Below are 16,155 nucleotides of genomic sequence, written 5' to 3' on the forward strand. Positions count from 1 at the left end.
CAAAACACCCTAAAAGAAAGTAAAGCCTTATAGGTACCAATGACGCTTAACCAACTTACCATCTTTATTTTCGTCGATATAAACCTTTTTTGGATCATCATCTGAGAGCCATAATAAGTAGTTCATCTCAGGTGTTGTGATTTCAACACGTTTATCAACGATTTCATAATTACCTTTAGAAAGCTGTTCAAAGACTATTGAGAGGACATGATTGGTTCGTGGAAGTTTGAGTTCTTTGAGATTAATATTGTCGTGCATAAATTGATAAATAAGTTTTTTTTGAAGCACCAATGTCGCAAAATAAGAGCCACTCTCGCGGTATTCCTTTGTGCTAACAAGGTTTTTGCTGATATTTCCAAGAGGATTGATTGAATCAACTCTTGAACAGGCATCACCAATGGCAACAAGGATTTGCTCATTTTTATCATTTTTCAGAATAAAAGCATTGCCTTCATTGCATACTTTATCAAAATTTTTAGCCTCATAATCTCTTAAAACATCGTTATAAGAGTATGCGTAGATGTAACTCCAAAAGACACCCAATAATGCAAAAACGACTCTCATTCTTGTCCTTTGTAAAAATTTAGAAGTTCTTGTGCTTCTTTAGAATTAATATAGCCTAAAAAAAGTTCTAAAGACCTTATGGCTTCTGCTCTATCTCCCAGATAAAATTTTGCCTTTGCATACAAAATCCAAGGTAGATCAGAGTGTGAGTCACGTTTGCTTGCCTCTTTAGTCCAAAGTATAACTTCACTATACGATTTGCGTTCAAAATAAAAATGTGCCAAAGCATACGCATTAGAAAAATTTTGTTCCGCTTGAAATACCTTTATCAAATGCTGTTCTTCATTCAACGATCGCTTGGCTTCTTCTAGCTCAGCAGAAGGTAATTTAGTCTTGTCCTTATACACATGTGGTGCTAAAAAAAGTGTCTCTGATGAAGTCTTCATTTGTGATATCGGTATAACCTCTACCCTTGGTGTTGTCGTCTCATTGATATCAGAAAGAAGGGGGATAGACACATTAACTTCAGGAACCGATGTACTTGTTGTTTCATTTATCCCTTGATGGGTATGATTCAACCAATAATAAATACCAAACGCACCTAAAAACAAAAAGGCAAGGGAAGAAACCAAACGAATGATACGTATCTTTTTAAGCCTTGCACAACGTTTTTCTAACTCTTCAAAACGACTACTTGTCATCAATGAGTCCTATATCTAACGCTGCCATCGTTAAAAGACAGCTGTTAAGTTTTCGGTATTTTGATAAGCTTTTTTTCTGTGCATAATCAAGAAGCTTCATGAGCGTATAGAGAAATTTTTTAATTGTACGAAAGTTTCCTTTGGCATAACGCGCAATGACTTTCGCCTCATGTTTAGAAAACATGAGGGCAATATCACCATGCATATGCCCCATAAGCAATGTTTGAATATAACGCAGTATCTCATTTTCCTCGAGATTACCATATTCAATGACAAGCTTCGTACGTGTTTTAAATTGCTTTTTATTCAGTAAAATGATACCTTCGTCTTTGTGCATAGCCAGTACAAATTGAAACAGTTTTGTGTCACTTAAAATACGAATAAACTCAAATTGATCATTATTTAGCAGTTGCGCTTCATCAATAAAAATCGTGCACAACGTCCCTACATAAGCTTCAAATAGATCATCTAAAAATTCGCCTTGACTTTTATTTTTATCAAAGTTCATGCCTCGTGCTTCATAAAGCTCTTTATAGAGATCCCGTGGATCAAAAAAAGGGTGCTCTATCAAAACAGTAGTCGTTTTAAGTGCTGTTGCATGGTGCATGACTCGCATGATATGACTTTTTCCAACACCAGGATCACCAATAATAAACATAAGGGGAATAGCAGGATTGCCAATGGCTTCTTGGAGTTTATTGCGAGCAATTTCAGCACTGATACTATCAAAATACAACGAAGGATCAACCGTGTCTTTAAAAAACTCTTTTGCAGCTTCAAAATCTTTCATCTAGAAATTAACCGCTTTTTCCTCAGGAATGAGAGATCTTTTAGGAAGAGGAGGTGCTAGATTGAGCTGTGGTTGGGATTGATATTGCTGTTTGGGCGCACTGTTTTGTTGCTGTTGCTGTTGGAAAACACCCTCTTTTTTGATGGCATCAACGATTTCTTGTGTGGTTGGATTGGTTTTAACAGTCAACTCTTGAATATACACAGAATCAATCACTAAATTATGGGTTTTTTTGGCATAAGTAATCAGTGTAGATTTTAAAAGCTCTTTTCCACGAGAAGTCACAAGGTCTTCTGCAAAATAACTGCCTATAACAATATTGAGGGCGTCAACAACTTTATGCTCATTTTTTTTGACATCAGTGCCTTCAAAAACTAAACCAACGGTTACTTCAACAGGCTTTTTATCGGCTTTTGCAAAAACATTGGTTTTGAAATGCTCCAACACCAATGTTTCTGCGAAAAGGCTTACATGTAAAAGTAAAATTGCTGTTAAAAGACGTTTCATACGACCCTTTTTTTAGACTGATGTATCGAGCACACTTCCGCCAAGCTCTTTGATTCTGGCATCAACTTTTTCCAGTGCTTTTTGCATTGTAGTATAACTAATTTCAGGTAATTTTTCACCCCAAAGCTTTTCGGCATCTGAAAAACCTTGGAGCATTCCAGAGCGTCCGGCTTGAAGCTTAGAGAGGTCAGTTCCTGCTCCACTAATGACAAAATCTGCAATACGAGCACTCGTTTGCGCAATGCCAAAAAAACCATCGTCTGCGACCAAGGCCTTGGCTTCATCTTGACTCAACTGCCCAATAGGCTTACCTTTGTACCCAATATCAGCCAGTGTAAACGTATCGGCTTGTGTCGTAAAAGTCGTTTTTGACTCAGAAGCCATTTGTGCCATGTAGTCTGCCAAGTAACTATCGGTAATTTGCTTACCTGTCGTCAGTTTTTTATCTTTAGCATTGACGTCTTGATTGCTTTGTGAGTAGGTTATCAAGCCTTTTGATTCATACGAAATTTCCAGATTCATGTTTGCCCCCTTAAACCTGTTTCTTTTACATGTAAATCGTCAAAATTCATCAAAAAGTGAATCGCTCTTGACCTCTTCTATTTTTAAAATATCTGATTTTTGATAGAACTCCCCTACTTTTGGGGAGACTTGCACACACCGTGTCAAATGCTCATAAAAACGTTGATAACCATAGTCCAGCAAAAGCTGTTTAGGATAACGCGCTCTTGAAATCGCTACGTAAAACTGGCTTTTTTCAAAGATGTTGTTGATATTACAAACGAGTGAGTCGATGCTCATGCCTTGGCTTTTGTGAATCGTGATGGCATACGCCAGTTTGAGGGGGAACTGCTCGATGGAAACCAGTGGCTTTTCTTTGACTTCACCCTCCATCACCACGTTTTCATGCAGCGTATACTCTTGACGCTCCACTTTAATGAGCTCTCCTGCTTTTTCCACAATGACCTCATTTTCATCAATCGCTTTGATGATGCCTCGCTCGCCATTGTAGTATTTTCCCCATTTATTGGTGCAAAAAAGCACCTTTGCACCCACTTTCAAGGTCAAGTCTACAGGAATGGGAAGCGCATTTTTCCACCCCTCGATTTTGTTTACATGTAAAGACTGCTCATGCACTTTTTCTTTCGCTTTAAGGACAATCGCTTCACTTTCGATCTGCGCTAATTTTTGAATATTGAGCATCTCAGCCTCTTTGTTTCTACCAAACAAAACGGTTGGGTCATCGTCCCAAACACCGACATTGGTACGCAACGCTTCAAGGTACTCCACTGTATCATTTTCAAGAATTCCACGTCGTATCTTGCCAAGGTGAGAGAAGAAAAGTGTGTCGTGTGTCCGCTTCGTGATGGTAAGCTCCACCACCACAGGCTCAAAGGCATTCCATGAACTGCTCTCAAATGCATATTCAAAACCACTCCATAGGCTATTTTCTTTGCCTTTGGAAACAGGAGGAAGTTGAAAAAAATCGCCAACAAACAAGACACTTCCCTCAAAATTAGCATTACGAAGACGATAATAAATCATATCGAGCAAGTCTGCTGAGACCATGCTAATCTCATCAATGACTAAAAGATCGCACCTCGTGAGCACTTTTTTAATTTCAGCCAGTCTTGCTTTGGAGTAACGGTCATGGCGAGTGAGCTCATCGAGATGGTTGCAGATGCCAAAAGCAAAAAAGCTGTGCAAAGTTTGACCACCCACATTAACTGCACTCACCCCCGTACTGCCAAGAACGACGACTTGTTTGCCCACTTTTCGCAGCTCCGTAACGATTTCACCCACCAGATAGCTTTTACCAACGCCTGCACCACCCGTGAGAAGTGCATTGTTCTTTTTTAAGATATCGATAAGTTTTTGTGCTAAGTTCAAAGAGGCTTCCTAAGTTGTTTTTGGTATTATAGCACTTACAAAAGGAAGGACTTAAAACGATGTCAATACGAAATATGTTTCTTTTTATATGTACACTTTTTCTCTTAGGCGGTTGTGCCACAAAAGAACTCACAATAGAAACATTTGTCGAGCAAAAGAGCACTTCCAAAGCAATGCTCCTCTACCCACAAAATGTAGATTTTTTAGCGCAAAACATTACACCTCAAAAGGTTGCACAAGACGATTTTACCTACCGTTACTATTCGCCATGGTTTAGAACACATGTCAGCCATGATAAAGAAGATGCACTCTGGGCCAATCGGTCATATGGACTAAAAAATCGCTATTATGGTGAAAATTTACAGCTCATCGATGGCGCTGAGATCGATGCGATCATCAATGCAACCAACACAGAAGCGTACGGAAGCATCAACGCCCATGCGATCATGATTCAAAATGCGCAAATGCGCAACCTCCCCACCGAAAAACCTTTTTTCAAAAAAACAACACTCCCGGGTGAAGGGTATCCGTTTGATTATTTGCAAACATCACGTATTCACGTCGTAGAGCCTATTATCATCTCTCATTACAGCAAGGACGGAGCTTGGGCGTTTGTGGAGAGCTCTTTTGCTTCAGGTTGGCTTCCTGTGGAAAGTTTTGTACTGGTCGATGCCAAAGAGCGTACTGAGTTTTTGAGCGCCAAAAAAATTGCCATTGTGAAAGACAATGTACCCCTTTACAATGCACAACAACGTTTTATTACCTACGCCAAAGTGGGTGCCATTTTGCCCATTATCAGTGAAGATGACACCTCTTTTCATGCTTACATGTACACACGCGATGCCGCATTTAACGCTCAAAAATTAGAACTCTATGTTCCTAAAAGTTTCGCACAACCTGTACCGATCGACTTTAGCAAAGAGAGCATCAGCAAAATTGGAGATCAACTCTTGGGTGAAAAATACGGCTGGGGTGGCTACCTCGACAATCGAGACTGTTCTGCCATGACACGAGACTTCCTCTCCCCATTTGGCATTTGGATTCCTAGAAACTCGGCGGCGCAAAAGAGTTTTGGCGAGTATGTGTCACTCAAAGATTTAACCCCCAAGGAGAAAGAAGCGATGATTTTGAAAAATGGCATAGCCTTTTTAAGCCTCATTTACCTCAAAGGTCACATTATGCTTTACGCAGGCGAGTTTGAAGGCAAAGCGCTTGTGATGCAAAACATATGGGGTGTGAGAACAATGGAAGATGGCAAAGAGGGTCGCAATGTGATCGGCAAAGCGATCATCTCAGACCTCTATGTGGGAGCCAATCAAGAAAATGTGCCTGAAAAAGGGCTGCTCATTAACCGCGTTGAGGGCATTATGGTCAAACCCGCCAATCCAAAAAGCAACAACCTTGTTTCCAAATACCCTAGTGTTAAAACGATCAAAGACAACACCGTCTTTTTTATGGATGGAAGCTCACTTCCTTATGATGACAAAAAAGTCAAAACATTTGATCAATTGCTTGAAAATGCAGACATCGAAGATATGTTTAACCAAAAATACCCCGCCTTTGCACCAATTAGTGACCCTGCTCTCAACGATGACCCAGGACGTTTTCGCAATGATGCTTTTTTGAAAAAACTCTACGGATCAAGTAAAAGTGAGATCGAAAAAAATCTCACAACGATCAACTGGCTTCCAAACCATAGAAACACAAAACTGAGATTTAACAAAAATGAAAATGCGGCCGCACAACTGCAAAAAGTCTCCGATGAGCTTGATAAGTTGCCTGAAGAGTATATGAAATACCTCAAAAAAGTCGACGGAACCTATTTCATTCGCAAAATTGCCAAAACCGAACGTTTAAGTGCTCACAGCTACGGCATCGCTATCGACCTTGACACCCACTACTCACGCTACTGGCAGTGGGACAAAACGCACACTTTTCACAATGAATTTCCTAAAGAAATCGTTGATATTTTTGAAAAACACGGCTTCGTTTGGGGTGGCAGATGGTATCACTACGACACCATGCACTTTGAGTATCGACCTGAGTTATTTGAGAGTATAGACTAAATAGAGCTTTACATGTAAAGCTCTTATTTCGTAAACCCACACGCCTTCACGTCTTTATCATCTTCTTTCACAATCGCTTGCGCCGCGATTACGCTCTGTCCATTAAACGTCACCGCTGGATTTCCGTGTAACTTCCAACCGTTATTTAAAAATTCCGTAATCCTCGCACAAAAGGTCGAATCATCGGGACCTGTAATCAGTTTGTATTGCATTTTTACTCCTTTGAAATGTTTACATGTAAAGTTATTTTAGTCTGTTTCACTTAAAAGATTGGTGATGAGTTTGACCATCAACTCTTTTTGGCTTGGCTCACTTGCAGCGACTAAAAGGGCGAGTGAGACTAAAGCGTTATCGTTTATTTTGGGTTCGCCGTTGGCTTTATAGGCAATGCCGTTTTTGTGCAAAAAGAGAATAAAGAGAAACGAGCCAATGCGTTTATTGCCATCGCTAAATGCGTGGTCTTTGATAACGTAGTAAAGCAAATTTGCCGCTTTTTCTTCGACGCTTGGAAGCAGATCAACGCCGCCAAAAGTTTGATAGATATTAAGCAAAGCGCCTTTAAATTCACCTGCTTTTTCATTGCCGAAAAGCTCTGTTGCATCGTCTTTTGCCATCAAATCTTTTTTAAGTTCAAAAATAGCATTTTTGGCTTCATCATAGTCTAAAATAAACCTCTGATTTAACGTGCCTTGAAGCGCATACAGGGCATCAGAGTCATAGCCTTGTAGCAATGCCCATGTTTTGGCATAGTTGTTGATAATGTCAAGTAACCCTTTAGCTTCGTTACTGCTCAGTTCTTTCGTTTCGATACTTTTTCGCACTAGCTCCATCGTAGCGGTCAGTTCACTTAGACTTTGAGCATTCATACGTTGATGGTTAAGGGCGTAGCCTTTGATGAGATACTGTTTTAAAACATTGCTCGCCCAAATGCGAAACTGTGTACCTCTTTTGGATTTGACGCGATACCCAACGGAGATAATGACATCAAGGTTATAATGTGCCACATCATAGTTTTTCCCATCACTAGCAGTTATCCGGAAATTCCGGATAACTGAATTTTGCTCCAATTCACCCTCTTTAAACATATTTCCAATATGTTCATTGATCGTTTTGACATTTTTATCAAAAAGTTCTGCCATCTGCTTTTGACTGAGCCAAACCGTCTCATTTTCCAAACTTACTTCTAAACTCACATGCCCCAAATCATCGGTATAGAGAATCACATTTTGCTTTTCCATTTTGAATTAGCCTTTTACATGTAAAGATTTGCACACATTCTAGCCTGATTTTACCTGTCATTTCAAAATATTTCAGAACGAAATATAACGTTACATGTAAACATTTTCAAATTCCTAGATGTAGATCAAGGTTTTTTTGTTTTAAATGAGATAAAATGACTCCCATATAAAAAGATTTGAAAGGACTCACATGACATTTATCGCAAAAATAGACAAAACAGCCCTCAAAGGAGCACCCGTAAAACTGGAAGGCAACTTCCAAGAAGTTGGGAACTATGCACCGCTTGTTAAGGTGATTACTCCTGATTTGCAGGAAAAAACCATCGGTGGTGAGAGCAATAAAGCACAACTCATTATCGTTGTACCTTCTTTGGATACGCCTGTATGCGACGCAGAAGCAAGACGTTTTAACCAAGAAGTGGCGAAGCATGAAAATATCGACACGACCATTGTCTCAATGGACTTACCTTTCGCGGCGGCAAAATTTTGTAACGTGGCGGGCATCGAAAATCTAAGTGTGGGAAGCGATTTTAGAGAAAAAGCGTTTGCTAAAGCTTATGGTATTTTAATCAAAGATGGCGCTTTGCAAGGACTATGCGCTAGAGCGCTTTTTGTGATCAGCAAAGATGGTAAGATTGTTTACAAACAGGTGGTTCCTGAGGTTACCGAAGAGCCTAATTATGACGAAGCGTTAAATGCCGCTATCGATGCAGCCAACAGGGGGGCTAGTTGTTGTGGTTTTTGTCAGTAGTTTAACCCCACCAGAGCCTGTTAAAACAACGGCTCTTCAAAACCTAGCCGCTCAGCCACACCGCATCTTTTTCTTTGCGGGCGTAGTGCAAAGCGTGCTTTTTGTTGCACTGATAGGTCTACAATACGCAGGACTTGTGAGTTTACATGTAAGCGTTGGACTTTACCATGCTTACGCTATGACGTTCATCGTCTTTACGCAATTTTTTGCAGGCTTTTTGCTCACAACCTTTCCGCGCTACCTTTCGCGCCCATCGGCATCGCCTAAAGCGTATCTGCCAATCGTATGGCTGATCAATGGCGGTGGACTTTTGTTTATGGCTCTCTCGTTTGTCTCGGAGATGGCATTAGTCGTTTCAATGCTGATGATCTTGGCAGGTTATGTGAAACTCTGTTTGCTTTTGCTTGACTTTCAAACCAAAAGTACGGTCACCAATAAATCCGATACCACATGGATGCTCAGAGCTTTTGCACTGGGTCTTGTGGGGCAACTACTCTTCATCGCTGATCCGTTTCTTCCGACTTATGCGTTGGCACTCGGGGTGAGTTTTTATCTCTATCTCTTTTTCATCGTTCTCATCGTTTCACAAAAGATGATGCCGTTTTTTGCTGCCAATACGATTCTAGGCTATTCGATGAATAAAAGCAAACACTTTTTGCTCTTCGTTTTTGTAGCACTTATCCTCAAAGTGATTTTAGAAGCCTTAAGCATCAACGCTTTTGTGGCAGACAGTGCGCTTTTTGGCATCATCACGTATGAACTTTTAAAATGGCGTCTGCCGTTTCGCAAATCCCCTGCCATTTTATGGGTACTTTTCCTCTCCATTTGGTGGGTTCCTGTAGGTTTTGGGCTTTTTGTGGTGCAAGACTTTAGTGCATTGGTTGGGCATGCAATTTACTTGGAAAAGTCACCTCTTCATGCCTTAGCACTGGGTTATTTTACGACTGTGCTTGTGGGTTTTGGGACCCGTGTCATTTTGGGGCACTCAGGGCGCGCACCTAAAGCCGATGCGTATGCCGTGACACTGTTTGGACTCATTCAAGCAATGGCGCTCATTCGTATCATCGCAGGTATTTTTCCACAGTTTGGATACTTGCATGCGGTGCTTACTGTGGCAGCTTTGTGGATTGTTATCTTTGGGTTATGGTCGAAGCGATATATTGGAATTTTATTTGAGAAATAATACATTGTGTGAGCCGTTTAAGGACGGCTCACAGCTTTACATGTAAACGATAACTAACGTGCCAAAGGCGCGTGGGCACTCTGCGCAAGCGTGCCCAGTATTAACGTAGTTTTTAAAGCTTTGCGCTAGAAGCGTATCAGAATTTAAAATTATGAAATGACTTCAAAACCTGCATCATCAATCGCTTTTTCAAAGACACTGATCTCAATCGGCGCATCATACTCGATGATCGTTTTGCCGCTTGCAAGATCAACATTAACGCTTTTAACCCCTCGAATTCCTTCTAAAACACCTTTGACGCTTTTAACGCATCCTCCACAACTCATTCCTTTAACCACTAATGTGATGGTTGCCATTGTTTATCCTTTAGTATAATTTTTATTTTTATAACGCCACTTAGCAAAGCCAAAGAGGCTACGCTAGCCACTAGGGCACTAAAGCTTGCCTCTTTCGAGGCAGAAATATAATTTTATTTCATTTTCCAACGTCGTAACAACAGTGAATTACTCACGACTGAAACCGAACTCATCGCCATTGCGCCACCTGCAACAATCGGATTTAACATACCTAAAAAGGCAAGTGGAATAGCAAGAGTATTATACACAAAAGCTAAAAAGAGGTTCTGCTTAATTTTTGACATCGTGGCACGTGAAAGCGCAATCGCATTAACCACCATCAGTGGGTCGTTGGCAATTAAGATCAAATCCGCACTCTCCACGGCAATATCCGAGCCATTGGACATCGCTATTGCGACATCAGCGACTGCAAGGGCTGGTGCATCATTGATGCCATCACCTACCATACAGACAAATTTGCCTTCACTTTTAAGCTTAGAAATTGCGTCCGCTTTACCATTAGGTAGCACTTCGGCAAAAAAGTGTTTGATGCCAAGCTCATTAGCGACTTTTTGGGCACAACGTTCATTGTCGCCTGTCAGCATAAAGACTTCAATACCATCGTTTTGAAGCTTTTCTACCGCCACTTTGGCACTCTCACGAATCGTATCTGCCAATGCAATATAACCGATGATCGTCTCTTTGGTCGCTAGTGCTACGATACTGTTGCCCTCTTCCAAAAAGGCTTGCGCGAGCGTTGAAGGTTGCAGTGAAGTCAACTGAGCGATAAAAGAAGGCGAGCCTGCAAAGTAAACCACGCCATCAATCTCACCTGAGACACCTAGCCCCGAATAGTTCTGAAATGCTTGAACACTCAGTTTTAGATTTTGAGGGGCAGAAGCAATAATCGCTTTGGCTAACGGGTGTTTTGAGCCCTCTTCCAAAGCCGCGGCAAGGGCTAAAAATTGCTCTTTCGTAAGTGTGCTTTCTATTAAAACATCGACCACTTGGGGATTGGCATAGGTCAACGTTCCCGTTTTATCAAACACAACAGCGTTAATTTTGCCCACATTTTCAAGCACTTCCGCATTTTTGATGAGAATGCCCTCACTCGCCCCTCGCCCAACACCGACCATAATTGCCGTAGGAGTTGCAAGTCCAAGCGCACACGGACATGCGATGACAAGAACCGAGACAGCATTGATGATCGCCTCTTCAAAATTTCCTCCGATAAACCACCACGCACCAAAGGTAATCGCCGCGATGCTCACCACAACAGGGACAAAAATGCCCGCAATCGTATCGGCAAGGCGTTGAATCGGCGCTTTAGAGCCTTGAGCCTCTTCGATAAGACGCACGATGGAGGCTAAGAAGGTATCCGTACCCACTTTGGTTGCTTGGCATTTGAGCATGCCATCGCCATTTTTGGTTGCTCCAACAATGACATCGCCCACGGATTTCAACACGGGTAAACTCTCCCCCGTCATCATCGACTCATCGACCATGCTGTTGCCCTCAACGACAATGCCATCGGTGGGAATACTCTCGCCAGCTTTCACCACAAAAATATCGTTTACATGTAAAGATTCTATGCTGATTTCTTCGAGCTTTCCATCACGTTCCACAAACGCTTTTTTAGGCTGTAAATGAAGGAGTTTTGATATAGCAAACCCTGTTTTGGCTTTAGCTCTCACTTCCAAAAGTTTACCTAAAAGTACCAACGTTATCACCGAAACAGAGGCTTCAAAGTAAAGATGCAGTGGTAAGCTAAAAATCATGACACAAAGACTTAAAAAGTATGCGGCGCTTGTACCTAAAACGACCAAAACGTCCATGTTAGCACTACCGCTTTTAAGGCTCTTGTATGCACCCATGTAAAATTTTCGTCCGCAGTAAAACTGCACAATGGTTGCAAGGGCTAATTGAAGCATGGTAGGAAGATGCACGTGTAGGTTAAAAAGCATCCCCACCATTTCAACTAAAAAGGGCAGTGTGAGCAGTGCTGAGAGGCTAAATTCTCTCAAAAGCTTTTGGTAATCATGCTCTTTATCCAAACTTTTTTGGTCTTGATCAACTTTAGAAGACTCGGTAGCCCCAAAACCTGTTTTTTCGATGCTTTGGATGATTTCTGGAAGGTTTATATTGGGATTGGAAGAACTGATAAACGCTTTTTCCGTAGCTAAGTTGACATTGGCACTGACACCTTCAAGCTTGCCGAGCACACGCTCGATGCGCGCTGAACATGCCGCACACGTCATGCCCTTGATGTCAAGCTCAAAATGTTTTTCAGACATTTTTTGTCTCCTATCTTTTTGTAACATTCTAACGCTTCATTACTTGCGTCAAGATGAAACAAAAAATGTAGAAACATCTTTACATGTAAAGGGTTACGATGAGAGATATTGCGTAATATCGACATCATCAATTTGCTCAGCTCTAAGGTATTTTTGTGCATATTGCAAATAAACGCCACTGCGTAAAAAAAGCTCAAACAGATCCCCATCAATGTGCCCATCCTTTTTGAGCATACTAAGAATTTTAATCGCTTCAGAAATCGTTTTGGCTTTTTTATACGGACGATCACTAGCCGTTAACGCTTCAAAAATATCCGCAATAGCGATGATGCGAGCAGGCAAAGAGATTTGCTCTTTGGTAAGCCCTCTAGGATAGCCCGTTCCTTTCATCGTTTCATGATGAGCACAAGCGTATTCAGGAACATGTTTGAGATTGTCCATAAAGGGAAGTTCTGAAAGCATACGAATACTCATAATGATGTGCTCATTGATCTTATAGCGCTCTTCATCATTAAGCGTTCCTCGCGCAATGCTAAGGTTATAAAGCTCTCCAAGGTTATTGTAATATTTTGGTATTTTCATTTTAATACCAAGACGCATATATATCTTGCTATCGACCTCTTGAGCTCTGGCAATAAGATGCTCTGGTTTATCTTGTAAAAGTGTTTCAGCACACGGAAGCGGTTTAAGGGGAATATCGGCTAGACGCTTATTCTCAGCTTCGCTCATCCCCAATCGATCATCAAAATGGCGCATCCACGTCACTGAAGCGATTTCTTTAAGGTGATCAATCTTTTGGGCATCCATAAACTCACCGCCAATGTTGCACTCGGCTAAAAAAGCAAAATCATCAAAGAGTTTTGCTTCTGCTTCATTGCGCTTTTGCAGTAACAGCGCTTGATCTTCTTTCCCTTCCAAAAGCCCTTCTAAGTAAGTGATATGCGCATCTCGAAGCAACACTTCAAAACGAGTGCGAATCTCATGAATACGGTTATGAATGCTCTCAAGCTTCGTTGCTTTATCGACCACGTACTCAGGAGTTGTTACTTTGCCGCAATCGTGTAAAAGTGCTGCTATGCGAAACTCTCGCCACGCATTTTCATCTTTAAAATTAAATTTTTTAAAGACACCTTCATGACTTTTATTGGCAACTTCCGCTAACATAGAAGCAAGCTCGGGTACACGCTCACAATGCCCTCCAGTATAAGGAGATTTATCATCGATTGCACTGGCAATCAGTTTGATAAACGACTCCATCAAGTTCTCTTGTGCTTTTTCATGCACTTTTATGGAACGAGCCATCAATACCATCGAATGACTGAGGGCATAAAACTCTTTAATCCGTGTTGTAATGTGATGCACCGCGTCATACTGCTTTGCCGCCACACTGTCACTCATCGTTTTAAGCAAATCAACAGGTGCTATAATAATATGTCGTAGAAAGAACCATGTCAAAACAATGATAACAACCATGATTATGAGAGAAATCATAATGTTTTGGATCATAATTGCATCAATTTCTTGAGTCACTTTTTTCTCTTCCAAAAATGTTCCAATGTACCACTTTTTTCCAAAATCTGTTGGAAATTCTGAAAAAGCAAACAAGTAGTTTTCATTGATGGCACTTTGTACCCTACCACGTTTTGCTCCATTTAAAAATTGTTCATATGATGCTTTGATCTCTTGAGGAAGTTGTTGAACACTAAGGTTGGCTTCTGCCATTGGTAACGAACTTGCAATAACATCTCCATAAGGATTGACAATGACAATAGGCCCATCGATGACCATACTCTGTTCTTGAAGCAATTTTGTAATCGAAGCAATGGTAAAGTCAATGCCAGCAACTTTCACCTTTTCACCAGCTTTATTGATAAAAGGGTACGAAACCGTAATGCCTATTTCATTGGTTGAAGCAAAAGCATAAGGCTCTGACCAGTAAAAATTTTCATGTGACACTGCCTTCTTAAACCACGTACGTTCCCTTGGGTCGAACGATAATGTCGTGTATTCAACACGTGTTGTCTCAAACTGAGTGTTTTTATACGCCCACTCATCGACGCCTACATTACCACGCACATCAATCGTACGCATTGCAAATTCGGGTGTGCGTCTGGCTTGAAAAAAATTACCTAGCTGGTCGGCAATATAGATGCTTGCAATCTTTTCATCAGAGAGCAACATTTCCCACATCATTCGTGTAAAAATTTCCCTAGAGGCAAAAAGATCATCACTTTGCTGACTATGTACAAGCACTTTAAGATGTGCAGAGGTCTTTTGCAAAGAGACTTTGATGGTTTCAATAATATTTTTACGTACTTCGATATTGCGCTTTTGAATCATACTGTAAGAATTTTTGGAACTTTGTAAATAGTTATGACCAATCAAAGAGATAGAAAGGAAGCTTGCAAGCCCTAAAATAAGGGTCATAATACTCAATGTGAAGGTATACCGTTTTGTTTTTTTCATAGTGATGCTCCTTGCAATGAGGAAGGCATAAAATAAATACTATGGGATTAAGAAATTGTAACACGATTTGCGTCAATCAACGACGCCTTTCAAGATTATTCCTCTGTTTTCTCCTCTAAAAGTTCTATCGGCTCAATGTCGGTGTTAAAATCTTGGTATTCCAATTTGGCATCTTTAAGATTTTTAGTTGCTTTCGCCCCTAAACGTTTCAAATTTTCTACACGACCTAAGATGTTCCCAGAGCCTTCTGTTAACTGTTTTTGAGCGTTTTCGTAGCTGTTATTGAGTGTTTGAAGCTGAGAACCTACACGTTTAAAACTCTCAGAAAAACCGACCATCTTGTCGTACATTTTACCTGCTTCATCAAATAACTTTGTGGCAAGTGTGCTTGATTGCTCACTTTGCCAGTAAAGATAGATTGTGCGCAGTGAAACCGTAAGCGTTGAGGGATTCACGATGGCGATATGCTTGCGAAGCGCGTACTCATATAGTTTTGGATCTTCGTTGATGGCAACCGAAAATGCCCCTTCAATCGGCACAAACATAAAGACATACTGAAGCGTTCCTTGTTTGTAGTGCGCATAGTCTTTGCTATCCAGCGTATCAATATGATCACGAAAAGCTTGTAGTAGGGCTTTGGAAGCGATGTGTTTTTCTTCATCACTCTCCGCCCTGATAAACTCATCGTAACTATTCAACGAAACTTTCGAATCGATGATGATGGTACGCTCTTGCGGAAGCTTAATAACCACATCGGGACGCTTTGTGCGACCTTCTTCATCTTTATAACTCTCTTGCGTCTCGTAATGCACGCCTTTGATGAGTCCTGAGTACTCCAAAACACTCTCCAAGATCATCTCGCCCCAACTGCCTTGGCTCTGCTTTTTGCCTTTCAACGCTTTGGTGAGATTTTCCGCCTCTTTGGAGATGTTCATACCAGCCCTAGCGACCTGTTCGATCTCTTTAGAAAGCTCTGCAAACTTTTTCGTACTGTTTTCTTGGGAATTTTCAACACTTTTTTTAAAGCCATCCAAATTTTCCTTGAAGGGTTTTAACAGTGTTTCAAGCGATTTGATCGAAGTATCATCTAGTTTTTGAAGCTTTTTTTCTAAGTGTTGCTCCATAATGGCATTGAGCTTGAGCTCAAGCTTTTTACCCTGCTCTTCAAAATCTAATTTTAACCTTTGATGACTCTCTTTTTGCGCTTGAAGCTCTGCTTGAAGGGTTGCATTTTTCATGTTGAGGGCTAGATTTTCTACACCTAACTGCTCATTTTTGGATTTCATCTCTGCAAGCGCATATGCTTTATCTTTCAAAACAGCTCTAATCCACAATCCAAACACAAACATAGCAACACTAAACGTGATAAAAATGGCTAACAACAGCATCTCTTGGGGCATAACAACTCCTAATGTGTGTTTACATGTAAA

Annotated in this window: 15 protein-coding genes; 3 read left to right on the top strand and 12 right to left on the bottom strand. The window is 40.9% G+C overall.

Going from position 1 to position 16,155, the window contains the following annotated elements:
- Positions 1-27: 27 nt before the first annotated feature.
- The 6 genes from FA584_RS08135 to FA584_RS08160 are packed head-to-tail and all read right to left on the bottom strand — an operon-like array spanning position 28 to position 4,392.
- On the bottom strand, positions 28-564 hold the full coding sequence (locus FA584_RS08135; RefSeq protein WP_096046828.1) for a hypothetical protein: 537 nt from the start codon (positions 562-564) through the stop codon (positions 28-30).
- Complete coding sequence (locus FA584_RS08140) at positions 561-1,205, bottom strand: CDC27 family protein (RefSeq protein ID WP_167749099.1); 645 nt, start codon at positions 1,203-1,205, stop codon at positions 561-563. The genes FA584_RS08135 and FA584_RS08140 overlap by 4 nt, the downstream gene beginning before the upstream one ends.
- The gene (locus tag FA584_RS08145; protein WP_096046830.1) at positions 1,195-1,995 is read right to left on the bottom strand and encodes an ATP-binding protein; all 801 of its coding nucleotides are present in this window, start codon (positions 1,993-1,995) and stop codon (positions 1,195-1,197) included. Before FA584_RS08145 ends, FA584_RS08140 begins: the two co-directional genes overlap by 11 nt.
- Positions 1,996-2,502, bottom strand: coding sequence for a flagellar basal body-associated FliL family protein (locus tag FA584_RS08150; protein ID WP_096046831.1), 507 nt, complete (start codon positions 2,500-2,502; stop codon positions 1,996-1,998). It lies immediately after the preceding gene.
- 12 nt (positions 2,503-2,514) lie between these two features.
- Positions 2,515-3,024, bottom strand: a complete 510-nt coding sequence (locus tag FA584_RS08155; RefSeq protein WP_167749100.1) for a hydrogenase-4 component G — start codon at positions 3,022-3,024, stop codon at positions 2,515-2,517.
- Between the two features lie 39 nt (positions 3,025-3,063).
- Positions 3,064-4,392 (bottom strand): ATP-dependent DNA helicase, encoded by a 1,329-nt coding sequence (locus FA584_RS08160; RefSeq protein ID WP_167749101.1) that lies wholly within the window; start codon positions 4,390-4,392, stop codon positions 3,064-3,066.
- A gap of 59 nt (positions 4,393-4,451) precedes the next feature.
- On the opposite strand from FA584_RS08160, the gene FA584_RS08165 reads away from it, so the two are divergent.
- Complete coding sequence (locus tag FA584_RS08165) at positions 4,452-6,458, top strand: SH3 domain-containing protein (protein ID WP_167749102.1); 2,007 nt, start codon at positions 4,452-4,454, stop codon at positions 6,456-6,458.
- 23 nt (positions 6,459-6,481) lie between these two features.
- On the opposite strand, the gene FA584_RS08170 is transcribed toward FA584_RS08165, so the two are convergent.
- A complete protein-coding gene (locus tag FA584_RS08170) occupies positions 6,482-6,670 on the bottom strand; it encodes a DUF1737 domain-containing protein (protein ID WP_096046835.1) in 189 nt (62 codons plus the stop codon).
- Positions 6,671-6,706: 36 nt separating this feature from the next.
- Entirely contained in the window at positions 6,707-7,696 is a 990-nt protein-coding gene (locus FA584_RS08175) for a virulence RhuM family protein/type II toxin-antitoxin system death-on-curing family toxin (RefSeq protein WP_167749103.1), read from the bottom strand.
- A gap of 190 nt (positions 7,697-7,886) precedes the next feature.
- On the opposite strand from FA584_RS08175, the gene tpx reads away from it, so the two are divergent.
- Positions 7,887-8,447, top strand: coding sequence for a thiol peroxidase (gene tpx, locus FA584_RS08180; protein ID WP_167749104.1), 561 nt, complete (start codon positions 7,887-7,889; stop codon positions 8,445-8,447).
- The gene (locus tag FA584_RS08185) at positions 8,404-9,630 is read left to right on the top strand and encodes an NnrS family protein (RefSeq protein WP_228448556.1); all 1,227 of its coding nucleotides are present in this window, start codon (positions 8,404-8,406) and stop codon (positions 9,628-9,630) included. The genes tpx and FA584_RS08185 overlap by 44 nt, the downstream gene beginning before the upstream one ends.
- Positions 9,631-9,779: 149 nt before the next feature.
- Here FA584_RS08185 and FA584_RS08190 read toward each other — a convergent pair whose 3' ends face one another.
- The 4 genes from FA584_RS08190 to FA584_RS08205 all read right to left on the bottom strand — a co-directional run bounded on the left by FA584_RS08190 (position 9,780) and on the right by FA584_RS08205 (position 16,125).
- A complete protein-coding gene (locus tag FA584_RS08190; RefSeq protein ID WP_167749105.1) occupies positions 9,780-9,986 on the bottom strand; it encodes a heavy-metal-associated domain-containing protein in 207 nt (68 codons plus the stop codon).
- A gap of 113 nt (positions 9,987-10,099) precedes the next feature.
- Entirely contained in the window at positions 10,100-12,259 is a 2,160-nt protein-coding gene (locus FA584_RS08195; RefSeq protein ID WP_167749106.1) for a heavy metal translocating P-type ATPase, read from the bottom strand.
- Between the two features lie 93 nt (positions 12,260-12,352).
- Positions 12,353-14,725 carry an HD domain-containing phosphohydrolase gene (locus tag FA584_RS08200; RefSeq protein ID WP_167749107.1) on the bottom strand — a complete coding sequence of 791 codons (2,373 nt, stop codon included), beginning with the start codon at positions 14,723-14,725 and terminating at the stop codon, positions 12,353-12,355.
- Positions 14,726-14,820: 95 nt separating this feature from the next.
- Complete coding sequence (locus FA584_RS08205) at positions 14,821-16,125, bottom strand: DNA recombination protein RmuC (RefSeq protein WP_167749108.1); 1,305 nt, start codon at positions 16,123-16,125, stop codon at positions 14,821-14,823.
- Positions 16,126-16,155 lie beyond the last annotated feature (30 nt).

The sequence above is a fragment of the Sulfurospirillum diekertiae genome (assembly GCF_011769985.2).
GTDB lineage: Bacteria > Campylobacterota > Campylobacteria > Campylobacterales > Sulfurospirillaceae > Sulfurospirillum > Sulfurospirillum diekertiae.

Coding starts and splice junctions, on each gene's coding strand:
- FA584_RS08145 (WP_096046830.1), bottom strand. CDS start 1,995: ATGAAAGATTTTGAAGCTGCAAAAGAGTTTTTTAAAGACACGGTTGAT.
- FA584_RS08200 (WP_167749107.1), bottom strand. CDS start 14,725: ATGAAAAAAACAAAACGGTATACCTTCACATTGAGTATTATGACCCTT.
- tpx (WP_167749104.1), top strand. CDS start 7,887: ATGACATTTATCGCAAAAATAGACAAAACAGCCCTCAAAGGAGCACCC.
- FA584_RS08170 (WP_096046835.1), bottom strand. CDS start 6,670: ATGCAATACAAACTGATTACAGGTCCCGATGATTCGACCTTTTGTGCG.
- FA584_RS08195 (WP_167749106.1), bottom strand. CDS start 12,259: ATGTCTGAAAAACATTTTGAGCTTGACATCAAGGGCATGACGTGTGCG.
- FA584_RS08140 (WP_167749099.1), bottom strand. CDS start 1,205: ATGACAAGTAGTCGTTTTGAAGAGTTAGAAAAACGTTGTGCAAGGCTT.
- FA584_RS08175 (WP_167749103.1), bottom strand. CDS start 7,696: ATGGAAAAGCAAAATGTGATTCTCTATACCGATGATTTGGGGCATGTG.
- FA584_RS08135 (WP_096046828.1), bottom strand. CDS start 564: ATGAGAGTCGTTTTTGCATTATTGGGTGTCTTTTGGAGTTACATCTAC.
- FA584_RS08190 (WP_167749105.1), bottom strand. CDS start 9,986: ATGGCAACCATCACATTAGTGGTTAAAGGAATGAGTTGTGGAGGATGC.
- FA584_RS08185 (WP_228448556.1), top strand. CDS start 8,404: ATGCAGCCAACAGGGGGGCTAGTTGTTGTGGTTTTTGTCAGTAGTTTA.
- FA584_RS08165 (WP_167749102.1), top strand. CDS start 4,452: ATGTCAATACGAAATATGTTTCTTTTTATATGTACACTTTTTCTCTTA.
- FA584_RS08150 (WP_096046831.1), bottom strand. CDS start 2,502: ATGAAACGTCTTTTAACAGCAATTTTACTTTTACATGTAAGCCTTTTC.
- FA584_RS08155 (WP_167749100.1), bottom strand. CDS start 3,024: ATGAATCTGGAAATTTCGTATGAATCAAAAGGCTTGATAACCTACTCA.
- FA584_RS08205 (WP_167749108.1), bottom strand. CDS start 16,125: ATGCCCCAAGAGATGCTGTTGTTAGCCATTTTTATCACGTTTAGTGTT.